Genomic DNA, 21,829 nt, shown 5'->3' with positions numbered 1-21,829 from the left:
TATTGACCACTACGTTCCGGCAAGTAACTCATTTAAAAGAAAAATAATTTGGAACGAGAGATGCACTAAGCAGTCTCGAGCCTACATGAGTAAAAACTCTTCACCCTCCCGAACGGCAGGTAAGAGTCTTGCCAGCGGGCTACTGGAGGTTTATTGGTGGAGTTCCTTTTCTATTCCACTCTGAGTCCCCGGGGCCCTAAGGATTTGCCATTGGCTGCGCAAATATTTTCCACTTAGGCCAGGCCACTGGGTTCAAGTTGTTGATAATCGATGATTTCTGCATTGGCCATAGAGTTGCTACATAAGGAATCGAAGACATGGGACCTCTAAGTTAGTACAGATTGGCACACTGACCTGGGTATCTCACAAGTTTTGAAATTAAGACAAAGAAAAGAAATAGACCCACCGGGCACCGCAACACCCCGCTGCAAGCGGAATTTTACGGAGGAACAAATGAAGAATCTTTTAAAACTCTCTGCCTTGGCAGCGGTACTCGTGGCCTCGGCTACATTCGCATCTGCTGATCCCATCCAGATCCAACTTGGAAGCTACGCAACTGGAGCTTCCAACCAGGGCAACGCAAACACGGCAATGAACTATGCCGGTTATCAGCCAGTATCCACCGCCCCCTCTTCGGGAACCGGTACCAGCTACGCTCTCAATCCTGGAACCGTCTGGTCTCCGGCGATCACGAACTCGACCTGGGTCGGTATCGCTCCTACCGCAGGCCCGACTGGAACGGTAAACCCGGACTTTGGTTTCTACACCTTCAACACCACGTTCACGGCAGATGGTTACTACAACGGCATCTTCACGCTCTTGGCCGATGACACCACCGAAGTCCTGCTCAACGGCGTGGTCATCATCCCCTTCGGCGCTCTCGGCGGCAACAGCACCTGCGCCGATAACGCTCCTACCTGCCTCTATACCGAAACGGTAGCCCTCGCAACGACCTTGTTGAGCGGCACCAACACCCTGACGTTTGTTGTTCAGCAGGCTGGTCTCGGACCGGCCGGCGGCGTTGGCGATCCTTCCGGCGTAGACTTCAGCGCCACCTTGACCAGCGTTCCGGAACCCAGCACCTTGCTGATGCTCGGCACGGGCCTCATGGGCTCTGCCGGTGCATTGTTCCGCCGGATGCGCTCGTAAGCACTCTCGCTCTTCGCGTCAGGTTGCCGGGAGCTGCCTGACGCAAAGAACCAGAAGCTAAAGAGCACTAGAGAAAGGCCGCCAGAGACCCTGGCGGCCTTTCTTTTTCTTTTAAAGACATTTAATTCAGACATCAAACGTCATGCCGAAGACCCGGTCCTCGTAAAAGTAATGTGAGTGACTTACAATCATATTTTATGCAACTTTTTATTTATGGCTGCGTCCTATACATGTACCGGGAAGCAGGAAGCCTCCCGGAACTCAAAAATGTTTATAAAGGAGAGTGTTATGACGACGATGACTCGATTTATCCCGTTGCGTACCCCCTTTGAAGATGTGGCGGCGCTGCAGAACCGGCTGAACTCGATCTTCAATGAGATCGCCCATCCAGGAATCAACGAAAGCCAAAGTGCCGCTGCGGAGGCCGGATTTGTTCCTCCGGTGGACGTCTATGAGGACGCTCAGCACCTCTCGCTGAAGCTGGAGGTTCCGGGTGTGAAGCTGGAAGACCTGGATATTCGCTTGGAGAACCAGCGGTTCACCATCAAGGGTGAGCGCCGCTTCGAGACGGAGGAGAAGGCAGAGAACTTCCACCGTATCGAACGCCGCTTCGGAAGCTTTGTTCGCAGCTTTGGCCTGCCTCAGACGGTCGACCCCGAGAGCATCACCGCCTCCTACGATGCGGGCGTGTTGACTATCTCGTTGAAGAAGAAGGCCGAAGCTCAGCCGAAGCAGGTCAAGATCGAGGTTGGAAGCTCGGCCGCTCCGAAACAGGTGGAAGGTTCAGCCGCGTAACGGAAGATTTACAGCAGCCGATTTTCTGTGACCTGACGGCTGACACAAGTTGCTAACTACGTGGGGGGTCAACGCATAGGCGCTGGTCCCCCACTTTTATTTTGACGTTCTGAGGCCGGGCGGAGCAGTAAAGTTTTAAAGAAGAGGGGATTTATCTATGGCAATCAAGTGGGAACGCTTGACGGTGAAGTCGCAGGAGGCAGTACAAGCGGCACAAGGACATGCCGCGGAGAACGGAAATCCGGAGGTGTTGCCGCAGCATCTGATGGCAGCCCTGCTGGAGGACCGCGAGGGGGTCGTCCTGCCGGTGCTGGAGAAGGTAGGTGTGCCGGTGGAGCAGTTGTTGAGCGGGGTGAATACCGCGATCTCGAAGCTGCCCAAGGTGCAGGGCGCGGCGGCGCAACCGGGACTGTCGCAGGCGTTGCAGAAGGTGTTGGAGCGCGGCTTCAAAGAGGCGGAGAACTTCAAGGATGAGTACGTCTCGACCGAGCATCTGCTGCTCGCCTTGTCCGAAGCAAAGAACGAGCCGGTACAGATGGCCTTGCAGTCCTTCGGGGCGACGCATGACGCGATCCTGAAGGCACTGAGCGCCGTCCGTGGATCGCAGCGCGTCACGGATCAAAATCCTGAGGGCAAGTTCCAGGCGTTGGAGAAGTACGCGAAGGACCTAACGGAGCTCGCACGGCGCGGCAAGCTGGATCCGGTCATCGGACGCGACGAGGAGATTCGCCGCGTGGTGCAGGTGCTGGCTCGGAGGACGAAGAACAACCCAGTGTTGATCGGTGAGCCCGGCGTCGGAAAGACCGCCATCGTGGAAGGCCTGGCACGGCGCATCTTCATGGGCGATGTGCCCGAGATCCTGCGAAACAAGCGAGTATGTGCGCTGGACCTCGCGGCGATGGTGGCCGGGGCGAAGTTTCGCGGCGAGTTCGAAGAACGCCTGAAGGCCGTCCTCAAGGAGATCGAGGACTCGAACGGCGAGATCATCTTGTTCATCGATGAGTTACATACCTTGGTGGGCGCAGGCGCCGCCGAAGGTTCGATGGACGCCAGCAACATGCTGAAGCCGGCGCTGGCGCGAGGTGGTTTGCGGGCCATCGGCGCAACCACGCTGAACGAGTACCGCAAGTACATCGAGAAGGATACGGCGCTGGAGCGCCGCTTCCAGATCGTCTACGTCGGCGAGCCCAACGTGGAGGATACCGTTGCGATTCTGCGCGGGCTAAAAGAAAAGTACGAGGGCCACCACAAGGTACGGATCAAGGACTCGGCCATCGTAGCCGCGGCCACGCTCTCGCACCGCTACATCTCGGACCGCTTCCTGCCGGATAAGGCGATCGACCTCGTAGACGAGGCCGCTGCAGCCCTGGCAATCCAGATCGGATCTGTACCCGTTGAGATCGACGACTTGGAGCGCCGCGCAACCTCGCTCGAGATCGAGCGGGCAGCGTTGAAGCGTGAGACCGATCCCGGCTCGAAGGAACGGTTGGAGATCGTGGAGCGCGAGCTTGCCGAGGTGCAGGAGAAGGCCGCCGGACTACGCGCTCGCTGGCAGACGGAGCGCGGCGCAATCGGCCGCATTGCGGAGCTGAAGGAGACACTGGAAGGGCTGCGGTTCCAGGCACTGGAAGAGACCCGCAAGGGAAACCTGCAACGCGCAGCCGAGCTGCAGTACGGCGAGATTCCGAAACTGGAGGCGGAGCTCCGCGAACTGACCGCAGTCCAGGACGCCGCCGTGGCAGCGGATGCGAACGAGGCCTCCGGACTGGGAACAGGTGCGAAGCCTTCGCGCATGCTGAAGGAGGAGGTCGACGAGGAGGACATCGCGGCGATCGTCTCGAAGTGGACCGGAATTCCCGTCTCGAAGATGCTGGAAGGCGAGATGCAGAAGCTGGTGCAAATGGAGGAGCGTCTGCGCGAGCGGGTCGTCGGCCAGGACGAGGCACTCTCCGCGGTCGCGAATGCGATTCGCCGCTCGCGGGCAGGACTGTCCGACCCCAAGCGGCCCATCGGCAGCTTCATCTTCCTTGGTCCGACGGGCGTGGGCAAGACCGAGACGGCGCGGGCATTGGCCGAGTTCCTCTTCGATGATGAGCAGGCCATGGTCCGGATCGACATGAGCGAGTACATGGAGAAGCACGCCGTGTCCAGATTGATCGGCGCGCCTCCGGGATACGTTGGCTACGACGAAGGTGGACAGTTGACCGAAGCTGTTCGGCGGCGGCCTTACTCAGTGGTCTTGTTCGACGAGATCGAGAAGGCCCATCCGGATGTCTTCAACGTACTGCTGCAGGTGCTTGACGATGGCCGCCTGACGGACTCGAAGGGCAGAACGGTCGACTTCAAGAACACCGTGCTGATCATGACCTCGAACGTAGGAGCAGCCGCGTTGACCACAGCGTGGGCCTCTGGCGAAGAGGGCTTTGAGGACGCGAAGAGCCGTGTGATGGACTCGTTGCGGCAGCAGTTCCGGCCCGAGTTCCTGAACCGCGTCGATGACATCGTCGTCTTCCATCCGCTGGATGAGGCACAACTGACGCACATCGTGGATCTGCGCTTGAAGGACCTGCAAGCACTTCTGGCAGATCGCAAGATCACGCTGGAGCTGGCGGACAAGGCACGAACCGCGATCTTCAAGGCTGGCTACGACCGTGCCTATGGAGCGCGACCGCTGAAGCGGGCGATCCAGCGCATGGTGCAGGACAAGCTGGCGGTGAAGATCCTCGACGGCAGCGTCCTGCATGGCGATCACGTCGTAGTCGATGCCGGGAAAAATGGGGAGCTTACCTTCGCCGTCGCCGAGCGAGTGGAATAAGCTGCCAACAAGCAACGCGGAGCCGGACACCCGTTCGGCTCCGCATTTTCTTTGCCTAACCCCGTCTCACGACAACCATTTCAACAGCCGAATCACACCCATGGAAGCGGACTTACGATGCGCCGAGACATCCGTGCGGCTGGCGATCTCCGCGCGGTTCTTGGAGTAGTACTGATAGGCCAACAGCAGCATCTCTTCGTTGGTAAGGGTGGGCCGCCAGCCCAGTCTCTCCTTGATGTGCGTGGTGTCGAAGAGAAAGCTCTCGGCGATCATCTTGTAGTGATACGGCCCAAGCGGAGAGACACGAAGCTTGTAGGCAAGCTGCATGGCCGCAAGCGTAGGAGCCTTGGGGAGAGACCGAACGCGTGCAGGCCTTCTACTCTTCCGGGAACCGGCCGCCTCCTGGCTGGCACGAATCACCGACTCGTACACAGACCTCATGCTCTGGACGTTATCCGAGCCGATATGAAACAGGTCCGAGCGGCCATAGCCCGCAGCGAGAATACACGCCGTAGCAAGGTCTTCAGCGTAGATGAACTGGTACTGATTGGAGCCGTCGCCCACCACCCACACGGTCTTGCCATCGTCGATGAACTCGTAGAGGATAGCAAGCAATCCAAGGCGGCCGGAGTCCATGATGGTCGGGCAGCGGATCGTGACGACGTCCAGGTCCGAGGTAAATTCCTGAAGCAGTTGCTCGCCTGCAAGCTTGGACCTTCCGTAGATCTCAATCGGCGCAGGAAGATCGTGCTCTTCGGTGACCGGATGGCCGAGGTTCGAGGCCCAGAGGCAGTTCGAAGAGAGAAAGACAAAGGGTCGGACACCGGCGCTGCGGGCAGCTTCGGCCAGAAGACGTGTCCCATCGACGTTCGAGGTCCAGAGCAGGCGCTCGTCCATCTTCATACCGTGGGCCAGTTGCGCGGCGGCGTGGAAGACGGCATCAAACCGATTCGACGAGAAGATCTCTTGAAGGAGAGTCGCGTCACGGATGTCACCCCGAACGCTGGTAAGGCCCGGAACGCTGTCCTCGTCGTACTCGAGATCGATATTGACGACGGTATGGCCCTCGCGGAGGAGCCTGCGCTTCAGCACCCCTCCAAAGAACCCTGACCCGCCTGTCACAAGATAATGCGCCATCTAACCAGTATGATACAAGCTGCCTTCGTCGAACGAAGAACAGTACTTTAGAAGACGAAGCGCGTCAGAGAAGGATGCGCGGAGCGCCAAGAGAAGTGCAATCTTCGCCAGAGCGTACTCGGCCCACATCAAAGACGCGTCTATCAATATGAAGGTTCAGACAAACCTCAAGTGCAGGTCAGGAAAGCAGTGAATGCATAAAGGGAAGCAAATTGCGGTCATTATTGGTGCCGGACCAGCGGGCTTAACCGCGGCGTTGGAGCTGCTTCGACGAACGGACGTAAAGCCGATTGTGCTGGAGGCGAGCGACGAGATCGGTGGCATCTCGCGGACCATCCGCTACAAGGGCAATCGCATGGACATCGGCGGACACCGCTTCTTCTCCAAGAGCGACCGGGTCATGCAGTGGTGGATGGACCTGATACCCCCCGACGTTGCGCCGGACGAAGAGACTCACGTCGCCGAGATCAGCTATCAAGGGAAGAAGCGCGTGGTCGCGGTCCCGGCACGTCTCGAGCAGGAACCAGTGTTGCGTGGCATCGGACCCATCGTCATCCAGACCGATACCGATGAAATCGACGTCGAAGGAGAGGTCCATCCCGAAGAGCACGGCCACACCGAGACGATCGTCGTCGCCGAGCCCGTGGACCCCGATCTGGTCATGCTGATCCGCCCTCGCAAGAGCCGCATCTACTACCTTCGCAAGTTCTTCGACTACCCAATCACTCTGACGGCAACCACGCTTGGGAACCTCGGCGTGGTGCGGACCATCCAGGTAGGAACCAGCTATCTGAAGTCGCGCGTGAGCCAGATCACGCCCGAAAAGAGTCTGGAAGACTTCCTGATTAACCGCTTCGGACGCCAGCTCTACCTGACCTTCTTCAAGAGCTACACAGAAAAGGTATGGGGAACCCCATGCGACGAGATCTCCGCGGAGTGGGGCGCACAGCGCATCAAGGGCCTAAGCCTTACGACCGCCGTGAAGCACTTCGTCAAGAAGACCTTCGCCCGCAAGCCGAAGCTCGGCGCCACCAAGGATGTATCGCAGAAGGGCACAGACACCAGCCTCATTGAGCGTTTCATGTATCCGAAGTTCGGACCCGGGCAGCTCTGGGAGCATGTGGCCGGACTGGTCTGCGAGGGTGGCGGTGAGATCCACATGGGTTGGAAGGTGGACGCCATTCACTGCGACGGCCTGCGGGTTGTATCGATTGAAGCCTCGAATGCAGCGGGCGAGCGGCAGACCTTCGAGGGGGACTACTTCTTCTCCACCATGCCAATGCGCGAGCTAATACGGGCGATCGACGCGCCTGTCCCGCCGAACGTTCGCGAGGTAAGCGAAGGACTGCAGTATCGCGACTTCATCACAGTAGGCCTGCTTGCAGACCGCCTGAAGGTGCAGGAGGCCGACGGTGGTCTCCTAAAAGATACATGGATCTACGTGCAGGAGCCGGATGTGCTCCTCGGACGGTTACAAATATTCAATAACTGGAGCCCCTACCTCGTGGAAGACCCGTCGAAGGTCTGGATCGGACTCGAGTACTTCTGCTATGAGACCGACGACCTTTGGAAGATGCAGGACGACGACCTGAAGCGCTTCGCAATCGCCGAGGTGGCAAAGATCGGCATCCTGAACGCCGAGGACGTCTCCGACGGACACGTCGTGCGCGTGCCGAAGACCTACCCGGCCTACTTCGGAACCTACGACCGCTTCGAGGAGCTGCGGCAATTTACCGATAGCTTCGAAAACCTCTTTCTGGTGGGACGAAACGGGATGCACAAATACAACAACCAGGATCACAGTATGCTTACCGCGATGACCGTCGTAGATGGTATCGTGGCTGGTCATGTGGAGAAGTCCCTCCTCTGGGATATCAATACAGAGCAGGAGTATCACGAGGAGAAGAAGTAGAACGTGAGAAAGATAATCGTTGTGGGCTTGATCCTGATCGTAGTCATACTCGTGATCTTCCGTCAGCGGCTGTTCCTGCGCGACCCCATCGCCAAGGTCGAGCGCAACGGAACGCTGCAGACGCAGTACCGCGTCTACCTGAATTACTTCAACGACATTCTGGTGGAAGATCTGGAGCACAACCGGCGCTTCCTCGTACAGGCCAAGGACGGTGTGCCGATCGCTCCGGGCACCCCGCTGCATCTTCAGTGCTTGCAAGCGATGGCCTGCCTGACCGAGACAAACTTCGCGCAGACAGTACCTCTCAGCAAGGAATACATGCCAGCCGAAGTAGAGATGACCAACTCGTTCGTCGCCTTCCACGACGGAGACGGTGCGGCGATGCGCGTCTCATTGCGATAGAGACATTGCGGTAGAGACATTGCGGTAGAGACATTGAGCAGCCATCCACGAGCTGCGGAGGACGTATGAGCGACGGAAGAGAAGAGCGCGAAGAACAAGAGAAGCGGCGCGAATGGGAGCGCCAAAAGGACCGCGACGACCGCCTCGAGAGTGACGCCGGCCCCGACTGGGAGCCGGAGCGCGACGATTCATAGCGCCAAGCAGCTACTTCGCCGGACAGATCTCCGCACCAATCGAGCTCGCCACAAACGGCTTCATGATCTCCGCGACCGACATCAGCTTCCCGTTCTTCATCACGCACTGCACCTTGGTGACATCGTCGATGTTGGCCAGCGGATCTCCATCCACCAGGATCAGGTCGGCCAGCTTCCCCGCCTCTAGCGTCCCCAAATCTTTAGATACACCCGCCGCCAACGCCGCCGTGCTCGTGACCGTCTCCAGCGCCTGCCACGGAGCCAACCCATACCGCACCTGCGACCGCAGATTCAGGTGCAGCGAAGTCGAAGGCAGATCCAGCGGAGAGTCCGTTCCACCAATAAACATCCCCTTGCGCTCCAGCACACCCTTCACCGTAGCCTCCTCGCGCATGGTCCGCTCCACCGTCGAAGCCTTGGCGACATCGCCCGACTTCACCGCCGTATCGCGCGCCGCAATCAGCCGAGCCTGCTCCCAGGGCGGCGCCACACCATAGCGCGGATCGTCCGCCATCGTCGGCGCATCCACGTTCAACGCCGGATTCAACAGCGTGCTAGTCGTCCACATCCCCGACTCCGCCATCAGCGTCCGCACATCCCCGTAGCTCGCACCCGTCAGCGTGCGCGAGTACGCATACCCCGTCCGCGCCGTCGCCGAGACGTGGCTCATGCCATCGTTCCCCAACGCCACCGCAGGCAGCAGATAGTGCCCCGCCGTCTGCACGCCCATCTGGTTATGCGCATAGTCGACGCCCTTCACAATCCAGCTATAGGGCAGCCGAACATACAGCTTCATGAAGTCGAAGTCCAACCCATGCAGCCTTGCAAACTCCCGCTGCAACTGCGCCTCGCTGGTCGTCGGAATCATCATCGGATAGTACGTGCGCTCGCCATCGATCGCCTCACCCGTAGCGAACAGCCTCGGCCCCACCGCGGCACCGGAGACAAACGCCTCCCGCTCCTCCGCCGCACGATAAGCCTGGTCCGCCATATCCCGCAGCGTCGTGATGCCATACGCCATCCACAGACGTCCCAGCCGATCCCCAAAGTAGATCGATAGATCTGAATTGGGATGAGCATGATTCTCCCAAAGCCCCGGCAGCACCGTCGAATGCGGAGCCTCCACCACCTTGTACCCCGCCGGAACCGCGCTCGCATGCGGCCCTACCGAAGCGATCCGGTGCCCATCCACCAGCACATCGACATCCTTCAACTCGTCCGGCCCCGAGCCCTTCCAGTACCGCGCCGCATGAATCAGGATCTTGTCCGTAGGCTGCTCCGGCTTGTAAGTCAGAGTCAGCGCAACCGGAGTGATCACCTTCGTCTCCCGATCCAACAGCCGCAGCCGCCCACTCGACAGATACAAAATCTTCGTCCCGCTATACGTCGGAGCATCCGTAATCTCGTTATTCAACGCCTCCGCCTTACCCGCCGGTCGCCCATCCGTATCCACCGGCATGGCATACAGCAGGTCGTCCATCACGAAGACCATCTCCTTTCCATCCGGCGAGTAGACCGGCCCATCCTCAGTCCGCGTCGAGATGGACTCGAACGGCGCAGGCTCGTACCACTCCGCCCTCTTGCTCTCCACATCGAACGCCAGGATCGAGCTCGTCCCCTCGCGAAACCGGTGCGAATACGGCTTGACCGTAGCGATCGCCACCGTCCTGCCGTTGCTCGAAAACGCAGGCCGCCCGGGAAAGAACGTCGCAGGAGCCAGAGGCGAACTCTCTCCCGTCGCCACATCCAACAACAACGTGGCACCTGTCTGATCCTGGAACGCCATCGTCTTTCCATCCGGAGACCAGGCCGGAAAGATCTGCGCGCTCTTCGACGGAGCAGGCTGCCTCTCCTCTCCCGTCTTCGGATCCAGCAGATAGATATTCTCGATCCCACCCTTGTCCGACACATACGCCAGCCACCTGCCATCCGGAGACCAGGACGTTCCCTGCTTGTAGAAGCTGTCATGCGTCAAAGCCTTCGGCAGGCTCTTCCCCACCTCCAGCAGATAAAGCTGGTTCAACGCCACAAACGCAATCTTCTTCCCATCCGGCGAGAGCGCCGGTACGAAGATGCCCTTCACCTGCTTCGCCGCCGTAGCATCGAACCCGAAGTTCTTCATCGGATACACCGGCCGAATCGACTTGATCTCCGCCGAGAACGGAATCGCCACCTCCGTCTTCGCCTCCAGATCCGCCTTCAGGATCTTCCCATTCGCCGTATAGAACAGCGTCGTCGGCGAACTCCACACCGCCGGAAACGGAAACGTATCGTCGTTCTCCCCCGACACCACCTTCCCATCCACCATCAGCTTCGCCGAATCCACATAGTTCCCCACCCCAAACAACTGCACATAGGCCAGCTTGCCATCCTTCGACCACGACGGCGACTCAAACCGCGCTGCAAGTTTGCCCGTCGAGGCCAACACCTTCCTCGCACCGCTCGCCAGATCGATCGACTCGATCGTCTTGCCCTGCACAGCGCTCGCACCCGTCGCCCCCGTAAAGATCCCATTCACAAAGGCCAGCGACCTCCCATCCGGCGACCACGCTGGCTCGAACTCATCCGCCTCACCCGAAGTAATCTGCTTCAACTCGCCGCTCGCGGCGTCCACCATCCAAACGTCATACGAGCCCTTGAAAGCGCGGTCCGACGCAAATGCAATCGTCCTTCCATCCGGCGAAAACCGCGGCTCCCGGTCATCCCCATGTCCCTTGGTCAACTGCCGCAGCCCGGTCCCATCCGGCTTCATCAACCAGATATGAAACGTGCCCCCTTGGTACGACTGCAACACCACCTGGCTTCCATCCGGCGAGTACTCCGGATGCGACGCCTCCACCAGCGGCCCCGTCAACTGCTTGGCCTTCCCTCCGCTCACCGGCAACGAATACAGCAGCCCTTGCAGATCCATCACCAGCGTCTTGCCATCCGGCGACAGAGTAATCGCCATATCCGTTCCCTCTGAAACCGTAATGATCTTCGTCTTTGCCGGAGCAGGAGCAGCCTTGGTCTGCGCCACAGCGGGCAGGAATGCAATAAGCGCAATAAAAGTGGCAGCGCAAAAGTTCAACCGAAATGATGCAGAGTGCATGAAGTGTCCTCATCGCGAAGCACAGTACATTGCAGCAGCACTGCGCCTTCCATGTTTCAATTTGAGCGTTTAGCTTACGACATCCTTAGAACGCGAAACAGCAAAGAGAGCGAGAGCCTACTCCCCACTACCTGGAAGCGAGTGCAACGTCGAATAACATTCACCGCCTCGCCGCATCAAGCTCACGACCGCCCCGTCGTCTCCACCAGCAGCCGAAAGCTCTTCAGGATCGCGCTATCCCGCTTCGGAGACCAAGCGATGATCAGATCGACCGCGGCGTTCTTCGCCGTCAGCGGACAAAACGCCAGATCGCTGGCCCTCGACTGCTGATAATTCAGCGGCAGCATCGAGATGCCCTCCCCCGCCTGCACCATCAGCACCACACTCGACCACACCGTCGAGATGCTCGCGATCTTCGGCGAAAATCCCGCCTCCGAACACAGCTCGATCACCTTATCGAAGACCGCCGGCGAGGTCTCCCGCGACGACAGCACAAACCGCTCCTTCGCAAGGTCGCGCACATTCACCGGCCCCGGAACCAGCGGATGGTCCTTCGGCAGCACCGCAACGATCTCATCCTGCCGGATCGTCTCCCACGCCAACTCATCCCGGTACTGCGGCTCCAACCGCCGCGTAAACCCCACATCGATCCGTCCTTCCACCAGCGCCTGCCACTGTTGCGAAGGACTCATCTCCACCAGTGAAAGCCGCACCCCAGGATGCTGCCGCCGGAATCGCCGCACGATCTTCGTAAAGTTAAGGCCGATACTGCCGGCAAAAAATCCGATCCGCAGCGTGCCGATCTCGCCCCGCTGCGCTCCTTGCGCCATCTCCACCGCGCGCTTCGCTGCACCCAGCACCTCCCGCGCCTCTTCCAGAAAGACCTCTCCGGCAGGCGTCAGGGCGATGCTTCGGCCATCGCGGTTGAACAGGGTAACCCCTATCTCCCGCTCAAGATCCCCCACCTGTTCACTGATCGCGGACTGCGAGATATACAGCAGCTTCGCCGCTTTGCTGAAGCTTCCCTGCTCGGCGACAGCGCTGAAATATCGAAAGTGCCGGAGCTCCATCATCTGATCCTATCGGTTTTTCCGATGCCAAACGACGGAAATAACTACGCAACACGACGAGACAATGTTCACAATATGAATCAAAATCAAGTATGGGCGTCGTTTCGCCATTTTCAGACTTTCAAGGCTTTTTCGGACTCCAAAGGGGGATCGAGCTCGTATGTGGATCGTAAAAGTCGCGCTCAACAGGCCCTATACCTTCATCGTCCTCGCGCTGCTCATTCTCATCGCGGCTCCGGTCATGATCGTTCGCACGCCTACCGACATCTTCCCCAACATCAACATCCCCGTCGTCTCGGTCGGCTTCACCTACACCGGCTTGAACCCTGAAGAGCTCGAAGGCCGCCTTACCACGCCCTACGAAAAGGCCCTCACCACCCTCGTCGATAACATCCAGCACATCGAGTCCACCACCTACAACGGCACCGTCGTCATCAAGGTCTTCCTGCAGCCCGGCGCCAGCCTCGAGACCGCCAACGCCCAGGTCACCGCCGCCTCGCAGTACGAGCTCCGCCAACTTCCTCCCGGCATCCTGCCTCCGCAGATCATCAACTTCTCCGCCTCCAGCGTACCCATCCTCCAGCTCGGCATCTCCGGCAAAGGCTTCTCCGAGCAGCAGCTCAACGACTACGCGCAGAACTTCATCCGCCCCCAGCTCGTCACCGTCAACGGCTCCGTCGTCCCCCTCCCCTACGGCGGCAAGCAGCGCCAGATCACCATCGCCATGGATCAGGCCGCCATGCAGTCCAAGGGCGTAGCTCCCGGAGACCTCCTCAACGCCGTCGCCCAGCAAAACGTCGTCATGCCCTCCGGCACCATCAAGATCGGCCAGTCCGAGTACGACGTCCGCACCAACAGCACCCCCAGCACCGTCGAAGGACTCGCCAACATTCCCATCCGCCAGGTCAACGGCACCACCATCTACCTCCGCGACGTCGCCAGCGTCAGCGACGGCTTCCAGGTCCAGACCAACGTAGTCCGCCAGGACGGACGCCGCGGCGTTCTGGTCAGTGTCCTGAAGAACGGAAACTCCTCCACGCTGGATGTCGTCAGCGGCATTCGCGCCCTGCTTCCCCGCGTCGCCAGTACTCTCCCCGCCGAGCTCAAGGTGACTCCGCTCGGCGACCAGTCCGTCTTCGTCCGCTCCGCCGTCTCCGGCGTCATCCGTGAGGGTGCCATCGCCGCGACCCTTACGGCCATCATGATCCTGCTCTTCCTGGGCAGTTGGCGTTCGACCATCATCATCGCCATCTCCATCCCGCTCTCGATCCTGACCTCCGTCATGGTCCTCGGCATGCTCGGCGAGACCATCAACACCATGACCCTCGGCGGCCTCGCCCTCGCCGTCGGCATCCTCGTCGACGACGCCACCGTCACCATCGAGAACATCGAGCGCTTCCTCGAAGAAGGCCACCCTCTCCGCGAAGCCATCCTCGAAGGCGCGGCCCAGATCTCCGTTCCCGCCCTCGTCTCCACGCTCTGCATCTGCATCGTCTTCCTGCCGATGTTCTTCCTCGGCGGCGTCGCCCGATACCTCTTCGTCCCCTTGGCCGAAGCCGTCGTCTTCGCCATGCTGGCCTCCTACATCCTCTCCAGAACCCTCGTCCCCACCTTGGCGATGTACCTCCTCCGCCACAAGGACCACACCTCCACCGGCTTCTTCTCCCGCTTCCAGCGCGGCTTCGAGCGCCTCTTCGAAAAACTCCGCAGCGGCTACTCCAGCCTGCTGGTGCGCCTCGTCGCCTCCCGCAAGATCTTCGTGCCCGTCTTCGTCGGCATCTGCCTCTTCATGTTCATCCTGATCCCCTTCCTCGGACAGGACTTCTTCCCCGACACCGACAGCGGCCAGTTCATCCTCCACGTCCGCGGAGTCTCCGGCCTCCGCATCGAAGAGCAGGCCCGCCTCGCCGATCTCGTCGAAGAGCAGATCCGCGAAGTCATCCCCGCCAAAGAGATCGACAACATCCTCGACAACACCGGCATCCCCTACAGCACCCTGAACACCCAGCACCTCACCAACGGCACCCTCGGAGCCAACGATACCGACATCATGGTCAGCCTCAAGGAAGACCATCATCCCACCGCCAACTACGTCCGCACCCTGCGCAAAAATCTTCCCCGCCTCTTCCCCACCGCCACCTTCTACCTCTTGCCCGCCGACATCACCACCCAGATCCTGAACTTCGGCGTCCCCGCTCCCATCGACATCCAGGTCGAAGGCAACGACGTCGTCCTCAGCAAGGCGCAGGCAGACAGAATGCTCGCCCAGCTCCGCCACGTCCCCGGCCTCGTCGATCTCCGCATCCAGCAGCCCTTCGACAACCCCACCCTCCAGCTTGAGCTCGACCGCACCAAGGCGCTCCAGGGCGGCTACACCACCCGCGACATCGCCACCAGCGTCCTCAACACCCTCAGCGGCTCCTTCCAGGTCACGCCCATGTTCTTCCTCAACATGAAGAACAACGTCAACTACAACATGGTCGCCCAGACCCCGCAGTACAAGATGGGCTCCATGCAGGACCTCCAGAACATCCCCATCAACAAGAACACCTCCACCGCACCCGGTGCCATCGCACCCACCACCCCGGAGATCCTCGGCGACCTCGCCACCGTCACCCGCGGCAAGGAGTTCGGTGTCGTCAATCACTACAACATCCGCCGCGTCGTCGACATCTACGGCAACGTGCAGGATCGCGACCTCGGCGCCGTCAGCCGCGAGATCCAGCGCATCCTCAACAACGACGCAAAGAACCTACCCCGTGGCACCTTCGTAAGCCTCAAGGGACAGGTCGTCACCATGCGCTCCTCTTACATCGGCCTGCTCGGCGGACTCGTCTTCTCCATCGTCCTCGTCTACCTGCTCATCGTCGTCAACTTCCAGAGCTGGGTCGACCCCTTCATCATCATCACCGCGCTGCCCGCCGCGCTCGCCGGCATCGTCGTCTTCCTCTTCCTCACCCACACCACCCTCAGCGTTCCAGCGCTCATGGGAGCCATCATGTGCATGGGCGTCGCCACTGCGAACAGTATTCTCGTAGTATCCTTCGCCAAGACGCAGCTTGAAGAACACAGCGACGCAATCCGCGCCGCCCTCGAAGCAGGTTCCACCCGCTTCCGTCCCGTCATCATGACCGCCCTCGCGATGATCATCGGCATGGTGCCCATGGCCCTCGGAGCCGGCGACGGAGGCGAGCAGAACGCCCCACTTGGACGTGCAGTGATCGGTGGCCTCCTCTGCGCCACCATCGCAACCCTCGTCTTCGTGCCCAGCGTCTTCGCTCTCATCCACGGAACCCGCTCGCGCGCCGCCGCCCGCGACCGCAAACTTCTCGAAGCGCAACACGCCTGATGCTCGGAGCCAATCTTATGGAAAACGTCGAACACCAAACACTGCCGCCAGATCAGCAGCAACGGGAGACCACCCCCGCCGCCCCCACGCCAGTGCCGTCGAACCGCAGCTCCTTCCTCGTCCCCGGAATCGTCCTCGTCCTGCTCTTCGCGCTCGCCGTCGCCTACGGCATCCACAGCCGCGCCCAGCACGAAGACAGCGTCAAAGCCTCCACCGAGGCCGCTGCCATCCCCACCGTAAACACCACCTACCCCTCCGGTGGCTCCGTCGCGCAGGACATCATCCTCCCCGGCAACGTCCAGGCCTTCATCGAGACCCCCATCTATGCCCGCACCAACGGCTACCTCAAGAAGTGGTACTTCGACATCGGAGCGCACGTCCGCCAGGGCCAGCTCCTCGCCACCATCGAGACCCCCGAGGTCGATCAGCAGCTCCAGCAGTCCCGTGCCGAGCTCGAGCGCATCCAGGCCAACTCCAACCTCGCCGGCGTCACCAGCGAACGCTGGGACGCGCTCCTCGCCAAGCACGCCGTCTCCCAGCAGGAGGCCGATCAGAACAAGAGCAACTTCATCGCCTCCCAGGCCGCCGTCGACGCCAGCCGCGCCAACGTCCGCCGCCTCGAGCAGCTCCAAAGCTACGAGCGCATCGTCGCGCCCTTCGACGGCATCATCACCGCCCGCAACACCGACATCGGCGACCTCATCGACGCCGGCACCTCCAATCCCCGAGAGCTCTTCCACCTCTCCACCTCCGGCAAGCTGCGCGTCTTCGCCGCCGTACCCGAGATCTACTCCAGCCAGATCCACGACGGCGACACCGCCACCCTCTCCCAGGACTCCAACCCCAGCCAGGTCATCACCGGCAAGATCGTTCGCAACTCCAACGCCATTAACACCACCACCCGCACTCTCAACGTCGAGGTTGACGTCGACAACATGGGCGCCAACCTCCTCCCCGGCTCCTACGTCTTCGTCCACTTCAAGCTCCCCGCCGGCTCGCACGTCGTCACCATCCCCTCCAACACCCTCCTCTTCCGCTCCGAGGGTCTTCGCGTAGGCGTCGTCCACTCCAACAACAAGGTCGAGCTCCGCCCCGTCACCATCGGCCACGACTACGGCAGCACCGTCGAGATCACCTCCGGCATCGACGCGCACGATCAGATCATCCTCGACCCCGCCGACTCGCTCACCACCGGCACCGCCGTCCACCCCAACCTCCTCGCCGAGAAGGGGGCACATTGATGTTCGCCTCCTCCCCCCGGCGTCTCCTCCTCGCCTCCCTCGCCAGCGCCTGCGTGCTCGCGGCAGGCTGCAAGGTCGGCCCCCAATACGTTCGTCCCGCCGCCCCCCTCGCGCCTGAATTCAAAGAGCTAGGTCCCGATGCCTTCAAGGCCACCGACGGCTGGAAGGCCGCCCAACCCAGCGACCAGCAGCTCAAAGGCACCTGGTGGGAGGTCTTCAGCGATCCGCAGCTCAACTCCCTCGAAGCCGAGATCGACTCCGCCAACCAGACCCTCAAGCAGGCCGACGCCAACTTCCAGGCCGCCCGCGCCCAGATCCGCTTCTACCGCGCCAATCAGGCCCCCACCATCGGCACCGCTCCCTCCATCGCCTCGGAGCGCTTCTCCGCCAACCGCCCCTACTTCAACACCAACCTCGCCAACAACGGCACCGGAGACTTCCAGCTCCCCCTCGACCTCAACTACGAGATCGACCTCTGGGGACGCATCCGCCGCTCCATCACCGCCGCCCGCGAAGAAGCCCAGGCCTCCTCCGCCGACCTCGAGAACGCCCGCCTCAGCCTCCACGCCGAGCTCGCCATCGACTACTTCGGCCTCCGCGCCGCCGACGCCCAGAAGAAGCTCCTCGACGACACCGTCGTCGCCTACCAGCGCGCCGTCCAGCTCACCAGCGACCGCTACACCGGCGGAGCCTCTCCCCTCTCCGACCTCACCCAGGCCCAGACCCAGCTCCAGGCTGCCCTCGTCCAATCCACCGACGTCACCATCCAGCGCGCCCAGTTTGAGCACGCCATCGCCGTCCTAGTAGGCAAGCCACCCGCCGCGCTTACCATCCCACCCATCCCCGTCACCATCCAGCCGCCCGCGCTCCCTAACATCCCCGGCGCACTCCCCTCGCAGCTCCTCGAGCGCCGCCCCGACATCGCCTCCGAAGAGCGCCGCATGGCCGCCGCCAACGAGCAAATCGGCATCGCCCAGGCCGCCTTCTACCCCACCCTCTCGCTTGCCGCCGCCGCCGGCTTCGAAGGAACCTCCGCCCTCAACTGGTTTAGCTGGCCCAGCCGCGTCTGGGCCGTAGGCCCCACCCTCTCCCAAACCCTCTTCGACCACGGCCGCCGCCGCGCCAACTCCGACATCGCCACCTCCCAATACGACTCCAACGTCGCCAGCTACCGCCAGACCACCCTCACCGCCTTCCAGCAGGTCGAAGACAACCTCACCTCCCTCCGCCAATTAGAGACCGAAGCCATCCAGCAACACGGCGCCACCTCCTCCGCCGAACAGTCCCTCGACCTCTTCAACACCCGCTACGAAGGCGGAGTCGACACCTACCTCCAAGTCGTAACCTCCCAAACCGCCGCCCTCCAAAACGAACGCAACGACATCGAAATCATGCGCCGCCGCCTGGACGCCAGCGTCCTCCTCATCAAAGCCCTCGGCGGAGGCTGGAACACCACCCAACTCCCCACCAACCCCTAACCCACACAATCCTCCTCCCGCTCTCTCTCAGCCACAAATCCGGGTGCCCCATCCTTTTTGCAGTCGCATCGCAAATAGGGTGAGGTATCGGGCGAACCGGGGTCCCCGACGAGCGCTTTTGCTCGTTGGGGTGGGAAAGCCCGACCGCCTTCCCTCCCCCAACCCCAAAGCCAAAACCGTTGTCAATTGTCCTCACACCTCCGCCCGATAGTTGGGGAACCACAACCCCTCCTCAGCCACATCGCCTCAAAAACAAACACCCCCACAAATTTGTCATCCTGAGCGAAGTAACTCGCAGCTTCACCGCGAGTTACGCAGTCGAAGGACCCGCGGTTGCACTTGCCGTTGCAGTTGTCTTTGCCTTTGTAGTTGCTTGTTTTATGCCGTCATCCTGAACGTAGTGAAGGACCCCTGTATTTCGCAGTTGCAGTTCTGACTGAGCGTAACGCTCTTGCCCAACAAAAGAGCCATCATCTCAAGCGGAGAAACCCTTTTCTCCACCACAACCCTCACCCAGCACCAAACGAAGAAGCATAGAAGCTCACACATACATATCAACATCTCGCCGAGGCAACAGCGAACTGCTACCCCGGCGCCCTTACTCCGCGTTATGCGGCCTCCGTGTACGACACCCTCGGAAAGTCGATATCCACATTCGTCGCTACGTTGAAGTAGTTAGTAAACACGTTGAGCGCGACGTGCGCGATAACCTCCGCGATCTCTCCTTCAGAGAAGCCAGCGCCACGCACTGCGACGAGATCTGCTACGAGAATCTGGCCCTTCGTCTCCAGAACCCGCTTTGCAAACGTCAGCCCTGCCGTGGTCTTTGGGTCGCCGCCATCACCCTCGCGACTGGCGACGATCTGTTCGTGGTTCAGTCCAACCATCTTGCCAATGGCCGTATGCGCGGACAGGCAATAGTCGCAGTGGTTTTCCTGCGCCGTCAGCAAGGCGAGTTGCTCACGAGTCTTGGCATCCAGAAGGCCACCCGCAAGAGCTCCGCTGAAACCAAGATAGGACTCCAGCACAGCGGGCGACACGGCCATCACTCTGGTCATATTCGGCACAAGGCCGAGTTTGCCCTTCACGGCATCGAGCAGTTCTTTAGCTTTTCCGGTGGCGGTTGAGGGATCAATAGGTTGTAAACGTGACATTTTCTTTCTCCTTTTAATTCGAGTGGCCCAAGTGGACCAATTCGTAGATTGCAACCATATGATTACCGACCGTTCGGTAAAGATGCAGAGAGTTCTATTCTCAAAAAATGAATCCCTACCGAATGATCGGCATATATTAAAGAGGTGAGGTATCGATGGCACACCGGCTTATTAGCGACGAAGTCTTTATGGCAACTGCGCTGGACCTGTTTCGTTCCTATGGGTTCGAGGGCGTGAGCCTCAAACGGCTCGCAGACGCGACAGGCCTGGAGAAAGCCAGCCTCTACTATCGTTACCCCGGTGGGAAGGATGAGATCGCAATGGCCGTTGCCACGGATGTGGTGGCATGGTTCCAAGCCAATGTCTTCGAGCCGCTTACCGGAACCGGCACCACGCGCAAACGTATCTCGTTCGTCGCAGAGCGGCTAAGGGAGTTCTATGCGGGTGGTTCCAAGGCATGCCTTACGGAGATTCTCTCCATTCCCGGAGCCCCCGAAGAGCTTCTTCTCGCTCTTAGAGGCGCCATGCAGGCCTGGATCAACGCCTTTACGCAGATTGCCAAAGAAAGTGGCCTGAGCCCGGCAGCAGCACGCTCCAAAGCGGAAGAGGCCATCGTTCGCATCGAAGGCTCCCTTGTCGTAGCCAGGGTCGTAGGGGACACCGCAACCTTCGAACGTACTCTCAAGCTCCTCCCCGATCTCTTAACCACACCATGAGCCCGAATCGATAACGCCAAACCCCACTCTCCCCACACCCAGCCCCAAACGAAGCAGCACCATGCGGGCACCCCACCATTTTTGCAGTCTCATCGCAAATAGGGTGGGGTATCGGGCAAAGCCCGACCGCCTTTCCTTCCATAAGCACCAACAGCCCGGGTGCCCGATCCTTCGCGCCTCTGCCTCTAGCGAAGGCTGGGAAGTAGAACTTCCCGGCTGCTCATAAACCCTCTAAAACAGCACCAAAACAAAATCTCCAGCTGACCATCCGCGACACACACCCAAAAACTGTCAACCCCCACAAACCCCAAAGAATCCCGCAACCCACTAAAACCAAACAAGATAAAAAATAAAGAAAAGTGGCATGTTAGTTATGCCCCACTCGATAAAATAGAACCAGCAGCAAAAAAGAAAGCCCCGGAAACCGGGGCTTAAGTTCTTTAACAATCGAAAACCCATAACTCCTTGCCCTGCACATATTTGGACACAAGCCGTTTACCTGGAAGAATTTAGGGACAGCCCTCCCCCGCATCTAGTTGCAACCATTACGCTTACAAGCAGGCAAGGGGGGCACCCTAGAGCATCCCCAACCCTAGGACCAGCCCAGCCGCCAAAGCCGCCCCCGCCATAGGCCCCAGAATCGGCACCCAGGCATACCCCCAGTCGCTGCCACCCTTCCCGGCAACCGGCAGCACAAAGTGCGCCAGCCGAGGCCCCAGATCCCGCGCCGGATTGATCGCATACCCCGTAGCCCCACCCAGCGACAAACCAATCCCCCACACCAGCGACCCCACCAGCACCGGCCCCAGCCCCGGAGCCAACCCCGCCGGGGAGACCCGCTTCGAGAACAGCGCCGTAGCCACCAACACCAGAATGAAGGTCCCCACAACCTCACTGAAGAAGTTCCACATCGGGCTCCGGATCGCAGGCGAAGTAGCAAAGCACCCAAACTTCGCCCCCACATCCTCCGTCACCTCCCAATGCGGCTTATAGAACAGCCACACCACCGCCGCCCCGCAAAAGGCCCCCAGCAACTGCGCCGGAATATAAGTCAACAGCCGCATCGCATTGCCGGTCATCATCACCGAAGCCAGCGTGAACGCCGGATTCAGATGCCCATCCGAATCCCCCAGCGCCGCACTCACCGCCACGCCCGCGAACACAGCCAGACCCCAACCCGCCGTAATCGCGACCCAACCCGCGTTCTGCCCCTTCGAGCGATTCAGCAGCGCTCCCGCGACGACGCCGTTGCCCAGCACGATCAACACAAACGTCCCAATAAACTCGCCCACCACAGGAGACAACACAGAAGACAGATCGGTCATA

Annotated in this window: 15 protein-coding genes; 10 read left to right on the top strand and 5 right to left on the bottom strand. The window is 60.4% G+C overall.

The window, feature by feature from the left end; translation table 11 throughout:
- Nucleotides 1-453: 453 nt before the first annotated feature.
- From HB393_RS12840 to clpB, 3 genes are all read left to right on the top strand, one after another.
- Nucleotides 454-1,149, top strand: coding sequence for a PEP-CTERM sorting domain-containing protein (locus HB393_RS12840; protein ID WP_213805573.1), 696 nt, complete (start codon nucleotides 454-456; stop codon nucleotides 1,147-1,149).
- Between the two features lie 288 nt (nucleotides 1,150-1,437).
- The gene (locus HB393_RS12835; protein ID WP_213805572.1) at nucleotides 1,438-1,944 is read left to right on the top strand and encodes an Hsp20/alpha crystallin family protein; all 507 of its coding nucleotides are present in this window, start codon (nucleotides 1,438-1,440) and stop codon (nucleotides 1,942-1,944) included.
- Between the two features lie 157 nt (nucleotides 1,945-2,101).
- Nucleotides 2,102-4,759 carry an ATP-dependent chaperone ClpB gene (gene clpB / locus HB393_RS12830; protein ID WP_213805571.1) on the top strand — a complete coding sequence of 886 codons (2,658 nt, stop codon included), beginning with the start codon at nucleotides 2,102-2,104 and terminating at the stop codon, nucleotides 4,757-4,759.
- A gap of 66 nt (nucleotides 4,760-4,825) precedes the next feature.
- Here the strand turns inward: clpB and HB393_RS12825 are convergent, their stop codons facing one another.
- Complete coding sequence (locus HB393_RS12825; RefSeq protein ID WP_213805570.1) at nucleotides 4,826-5,896, bottom strand: NAD(P)-dependent oxidoreductase; 1,071 nt, start codon at nucleotides 5,894-5,896, stop codon at nucleotides 4,826-4,828.
- A gap of 193 nt (nucleotides 5,897-6,089) precedes the next feature.
- Here HB393_RS12825 and HB393_RS12820 point away from each other — a divergent pair, with 193 nt between their 5' ends.
- The 3 genes from HB393_RS12820 to HB393_RS25205 all read left to right on the top strand — a co-directional run bounded on the left by HB393_RS12820 (nucleotide 6,090) and on the right by HB393_RS25205 (nucleotide 8,404).
- Complete coding sequence (locus HB393_RS12820; RefSeq protein ID WP_213805569.1) at nucleotides 6,090-7,808, top strand: NAD(P)/FAD-dependent oxidoreductase; 1,719 nt, start codon at nucleotides 6,090-6,092, stop codon at nucleotides 7,806-7,808.
- Between the two features lie 3 nt (nucleotides 7,809-7,811).
- Nucleotides 7,812-8,210 carry a hypothetical protein gene (locus HB393_RS12815; RefSeq protein WP_213805568.1) on the top strand — a complete coding sequence of 133 codons (399 nt, stop codon included), beginning with the start codon at nucleotides 7,812-7,814 and terminating at the stop codon, nucleotides 8,208-8,210.
- 65 nt (nucleotides 8,211-8,275) lie between these two features.
- Nucleotides 8,276-8,404 (top strand): hypothetical protein, encoded by a 129-nt coding sequence (locus HB393_RS25205; RefSeq protein WP_255551056.1) that lies wholly within the window; start codon nucleotides 8,276-8,278, stop codon nucleotides 8,402-8,404.
- Nucleotides 8,405-8,414: 10 nt separating this feature from the next.
- On the opposite strand, the gene HB393_RS12810 is transcribed toward HB393_RS25205, so the two are convergent.
- Together HB393_RS12810 and HB393_RS12805 are read right to left on the bottom strand one after the other, a co-directional pair.
- Nucleotides 8,415-11,495 (bottom strand): DPP IV N-terminal domain-containing protein, encoded by a 3,081-nt coding sequence (locus HB393_RS12810; RefSeq protein ID WP_213805567.1) that lies wholly within the window; start codon nucleotides 11,493-11,495, stop codon nucleotides 8,415-8,417.
- Between the two features lie 182 nt (nucleotides 11,496-11,677).
- Nucleotides 11,678-12,568: a LysR substrate-binding domain-containing protein gene (locus HB393_RS12805; RefSeq protein WP_213805566.1), complete on the bottom strand. Its 891-nt coding sequence runs from the start codon at nucleotides 12,566-12,568 to the stop codon at nucleotides 11,678-11,680.
- Nucleotides 12,569-12,725: 157 nt separating this feature from the next.
- Between HB393_RS12805 and HB393_RS12800 the strand changes: the two genes are divergently transcribed.
- From HB393_RS12800 to HB393_RS12790, 3 genes are read left to right on the top strand one after another with little or no spacing between them, the layout of a single operon-like run.
- Nucleotides 12,726-15,914 carry an efflux RND transporter permease subunit gene (locus HB393_RS12800; RefSeq protein WP_213805565.1) on the top strand — a complete coding sequence of 1,063 codons (3,189 nt, stop codon included), beginning with the start codon at nucleotides 12,726-12,728 and terminating at the stop codon, nucleotides 15,912-15,914.
- Nucleotides 15,915-15,931: 17 nt separating this feature from the next.
- Nucleotides 15,932-17,155: an efflux RND transporter periplasmic adaptor subunit gene (locus HB393_RS12795; RefSeq protein WP_255551055.1), complete on the top strand. Its 1,224-nt coding sequence runs from the start codon at nucleotides 15,932-15,934 to the stop codon at nucleotides 17,153-17,155.
- Complete coding sequence (locus HB393_RS12790) at nucleotides 17,155-18,633, top strand: efflux transporter outer membrane subunit (protein WP_213805563.1); 1,479 nt, start codon at nucleotides 17,155-17,157, stop codon at nucleotides 18,631-18,633. The genes HB393_RS12795 and HB393_RS12790 overlap by 1 nt, the downstream gene beginning before the upstream one ends.
- A 608-nt stretch (nucleotides 18,634-19,241) precedes the next feature.
- Here HB393_RS12790 and HB393_RS12785 read toward each other — a convergent pair.
- Nucleotides 19,242-19,787: a carboxymuconolactone decarboxylase family protein gene (locus HB393_RS12785; protein ID WP_213805562.1), complete on the bottom strand. Its 546-nt coding sequence runs from the start codon at nucleotides 19,785-19,787 to the stop codon at nucleotides 19,242-19,244.
- Between the two features lie 155 nt (nucleotides 19,788-19,942).
- On the opposite strand from HB393_RS12785, the gene HB393_RS12780 reads away from it, so the two are divergent.
- Nucleotides 19,943-20,503: a TetR/AcrR family transcriptional regulator gene (locus HB393_RS12780; protein ID WP_213805561.1), complete on the top strand. Its 561-nt coding sequence runs from the start codon at nucleotides 19,943-19,945 to the stop codon at nucleotides 20,501-20,503.
- A 575-nt stretch (nucleotides 20,504-21,078) separates the two neighbouring features.
- On the opposite strand, the gene HB393_RS12775 is transcribed toward HB393_RS12780, so the two are convergent.
- The gene (locus HB393_RS12775) at nucleotides 21,079-21,828 is read right to left on the bottom strand and encodes an MIP/aquaporin family protein (RefSeq protein ID WP_213805560.1); all 750 of its coding nucleotides are present in this window, start codon (nucleotides 21,826-21,828) and stop codon (nucleotides 21,079-21,081) included.
- Nucleotide 21,829: the final 1 nt, after the last annotated feature.

Source organism: Granulicella sp. dw_53, from assembly GCF_018449545.1.
Taxonomy (GTDB): Bacteria; Acidobacteriota; Terriglobia; order Terriglobales; family Acidobacteriaceae; genus Edaphobacter.
This window is presented reverse-complemented; position numbering and strand designations above follow the sequence as displayed.

What these genes read in the sequence shown, in the direction of transcription:
- HB393_RS12840 (WP_213805573.1), top strand. Translation starts at nt 454, where the DNA reads ATGAAGAATCTTTTAAAACTCTCTGCCTTGGCAGCGGTACTCGTGGCC.
- HB393_RS12835 (WP_213805572.1), top strand. Translation starts at nt 1,438, where the DNA reads ATGACGACGATGACTCGATTTATCCCGTTGCGTACCCCCTTTGAAGAT.
- clpB (WP_213805571.1), top strand. Translation starts at nt 2,102, where the DNA reads ATGGCAATCAAGTGGGAACGCTTGACGGTGAAGTCGCAGGAGGCAGTA.
- HB393_RS12825 (WP_213805570.1), bottom strand. Translation starts at nt 5,896, where the DNA reads ATGGCGCATTATCTTGTGACAGGCGGGTCAGGGTTCTTTGGAGGGGTG.
- HB393_RS12820 (WP_213805569.1), top strand. Translation starts at nt 6,090, where the DNA reads ATGCATAAAGGGAAGCAAATTGCGGTCATTATTGGTGCCGGACCAGCG.
- HB393_RS25205 (WP_255551056.1), top strand. Translation starts at nt 8,276, where the DNA reads ATGAGCGACGGAAGAGAAGAGCGCGAAGAACAAGAGAAGCGGCGCGAA.
- HB393_RS12810 (WP_213805567.1), bottom strand. Translation starts at nt 11,495, where the DNA reads ATGCACTCTGCATCATTTCGGTTGAACTTTTGCGCTGCCACTTTTATT.
- HB393_RS12805 (WP_213805566.1), bottom strand. Translation starts at nt 12,568, where the DNA reads ATGATGGAGCTCCGGCACTTTCGATATTTCAGCGCTGTCGCCGAGCAG.
- HB393_RS12800 (WP_213805565.1), top strand. Translation starts at nt 12,726, where the DNA reads ATGTGGATCGTAAAAGTCGCGCTCAACAGGCCCTATACCTTCATCGTC.
- HB393_RS12795 (WP_255551055.1), top strand. Translation starts at nt 15,932, where the DNA reads ATGGAAAACGTCGAACACCAAACACTGCCGCCAGATCAGCAGCAACGG.
- HB393_RS12790 (WP_213805563.1), top strand. Translation starts at nt 17,155, where the DNA reads ATGTTCGCCTCCTCCCCCCGGCGTCTCCTCCTCGCCTCCCTCGCCAGC.
- HB393_RS12785 (WP_213805562.1), bottom strand. Translation starts at nt 19,787, where the DNA reads ATGTCACGTTTACAACCTATTGATCCCTCAACCGCCACCGGAAAAGCT.
- HB393_RS12780 (WP_213805561.1), top strand. Translation starts at nt 19,943, where the DNA reads ATGGCACACCGGCTTATTAGCGACGAAGTCTTTATGGCAACTGCGCTG.
- HB393_RS12775 (WP_213805560.1), bottom strand. Translation starts at nt 21,828, where the DNA reads ATGACCGATCTGTCTTCTGTGTTGTCTCCTGTGGTGGGCGAGTTTATT.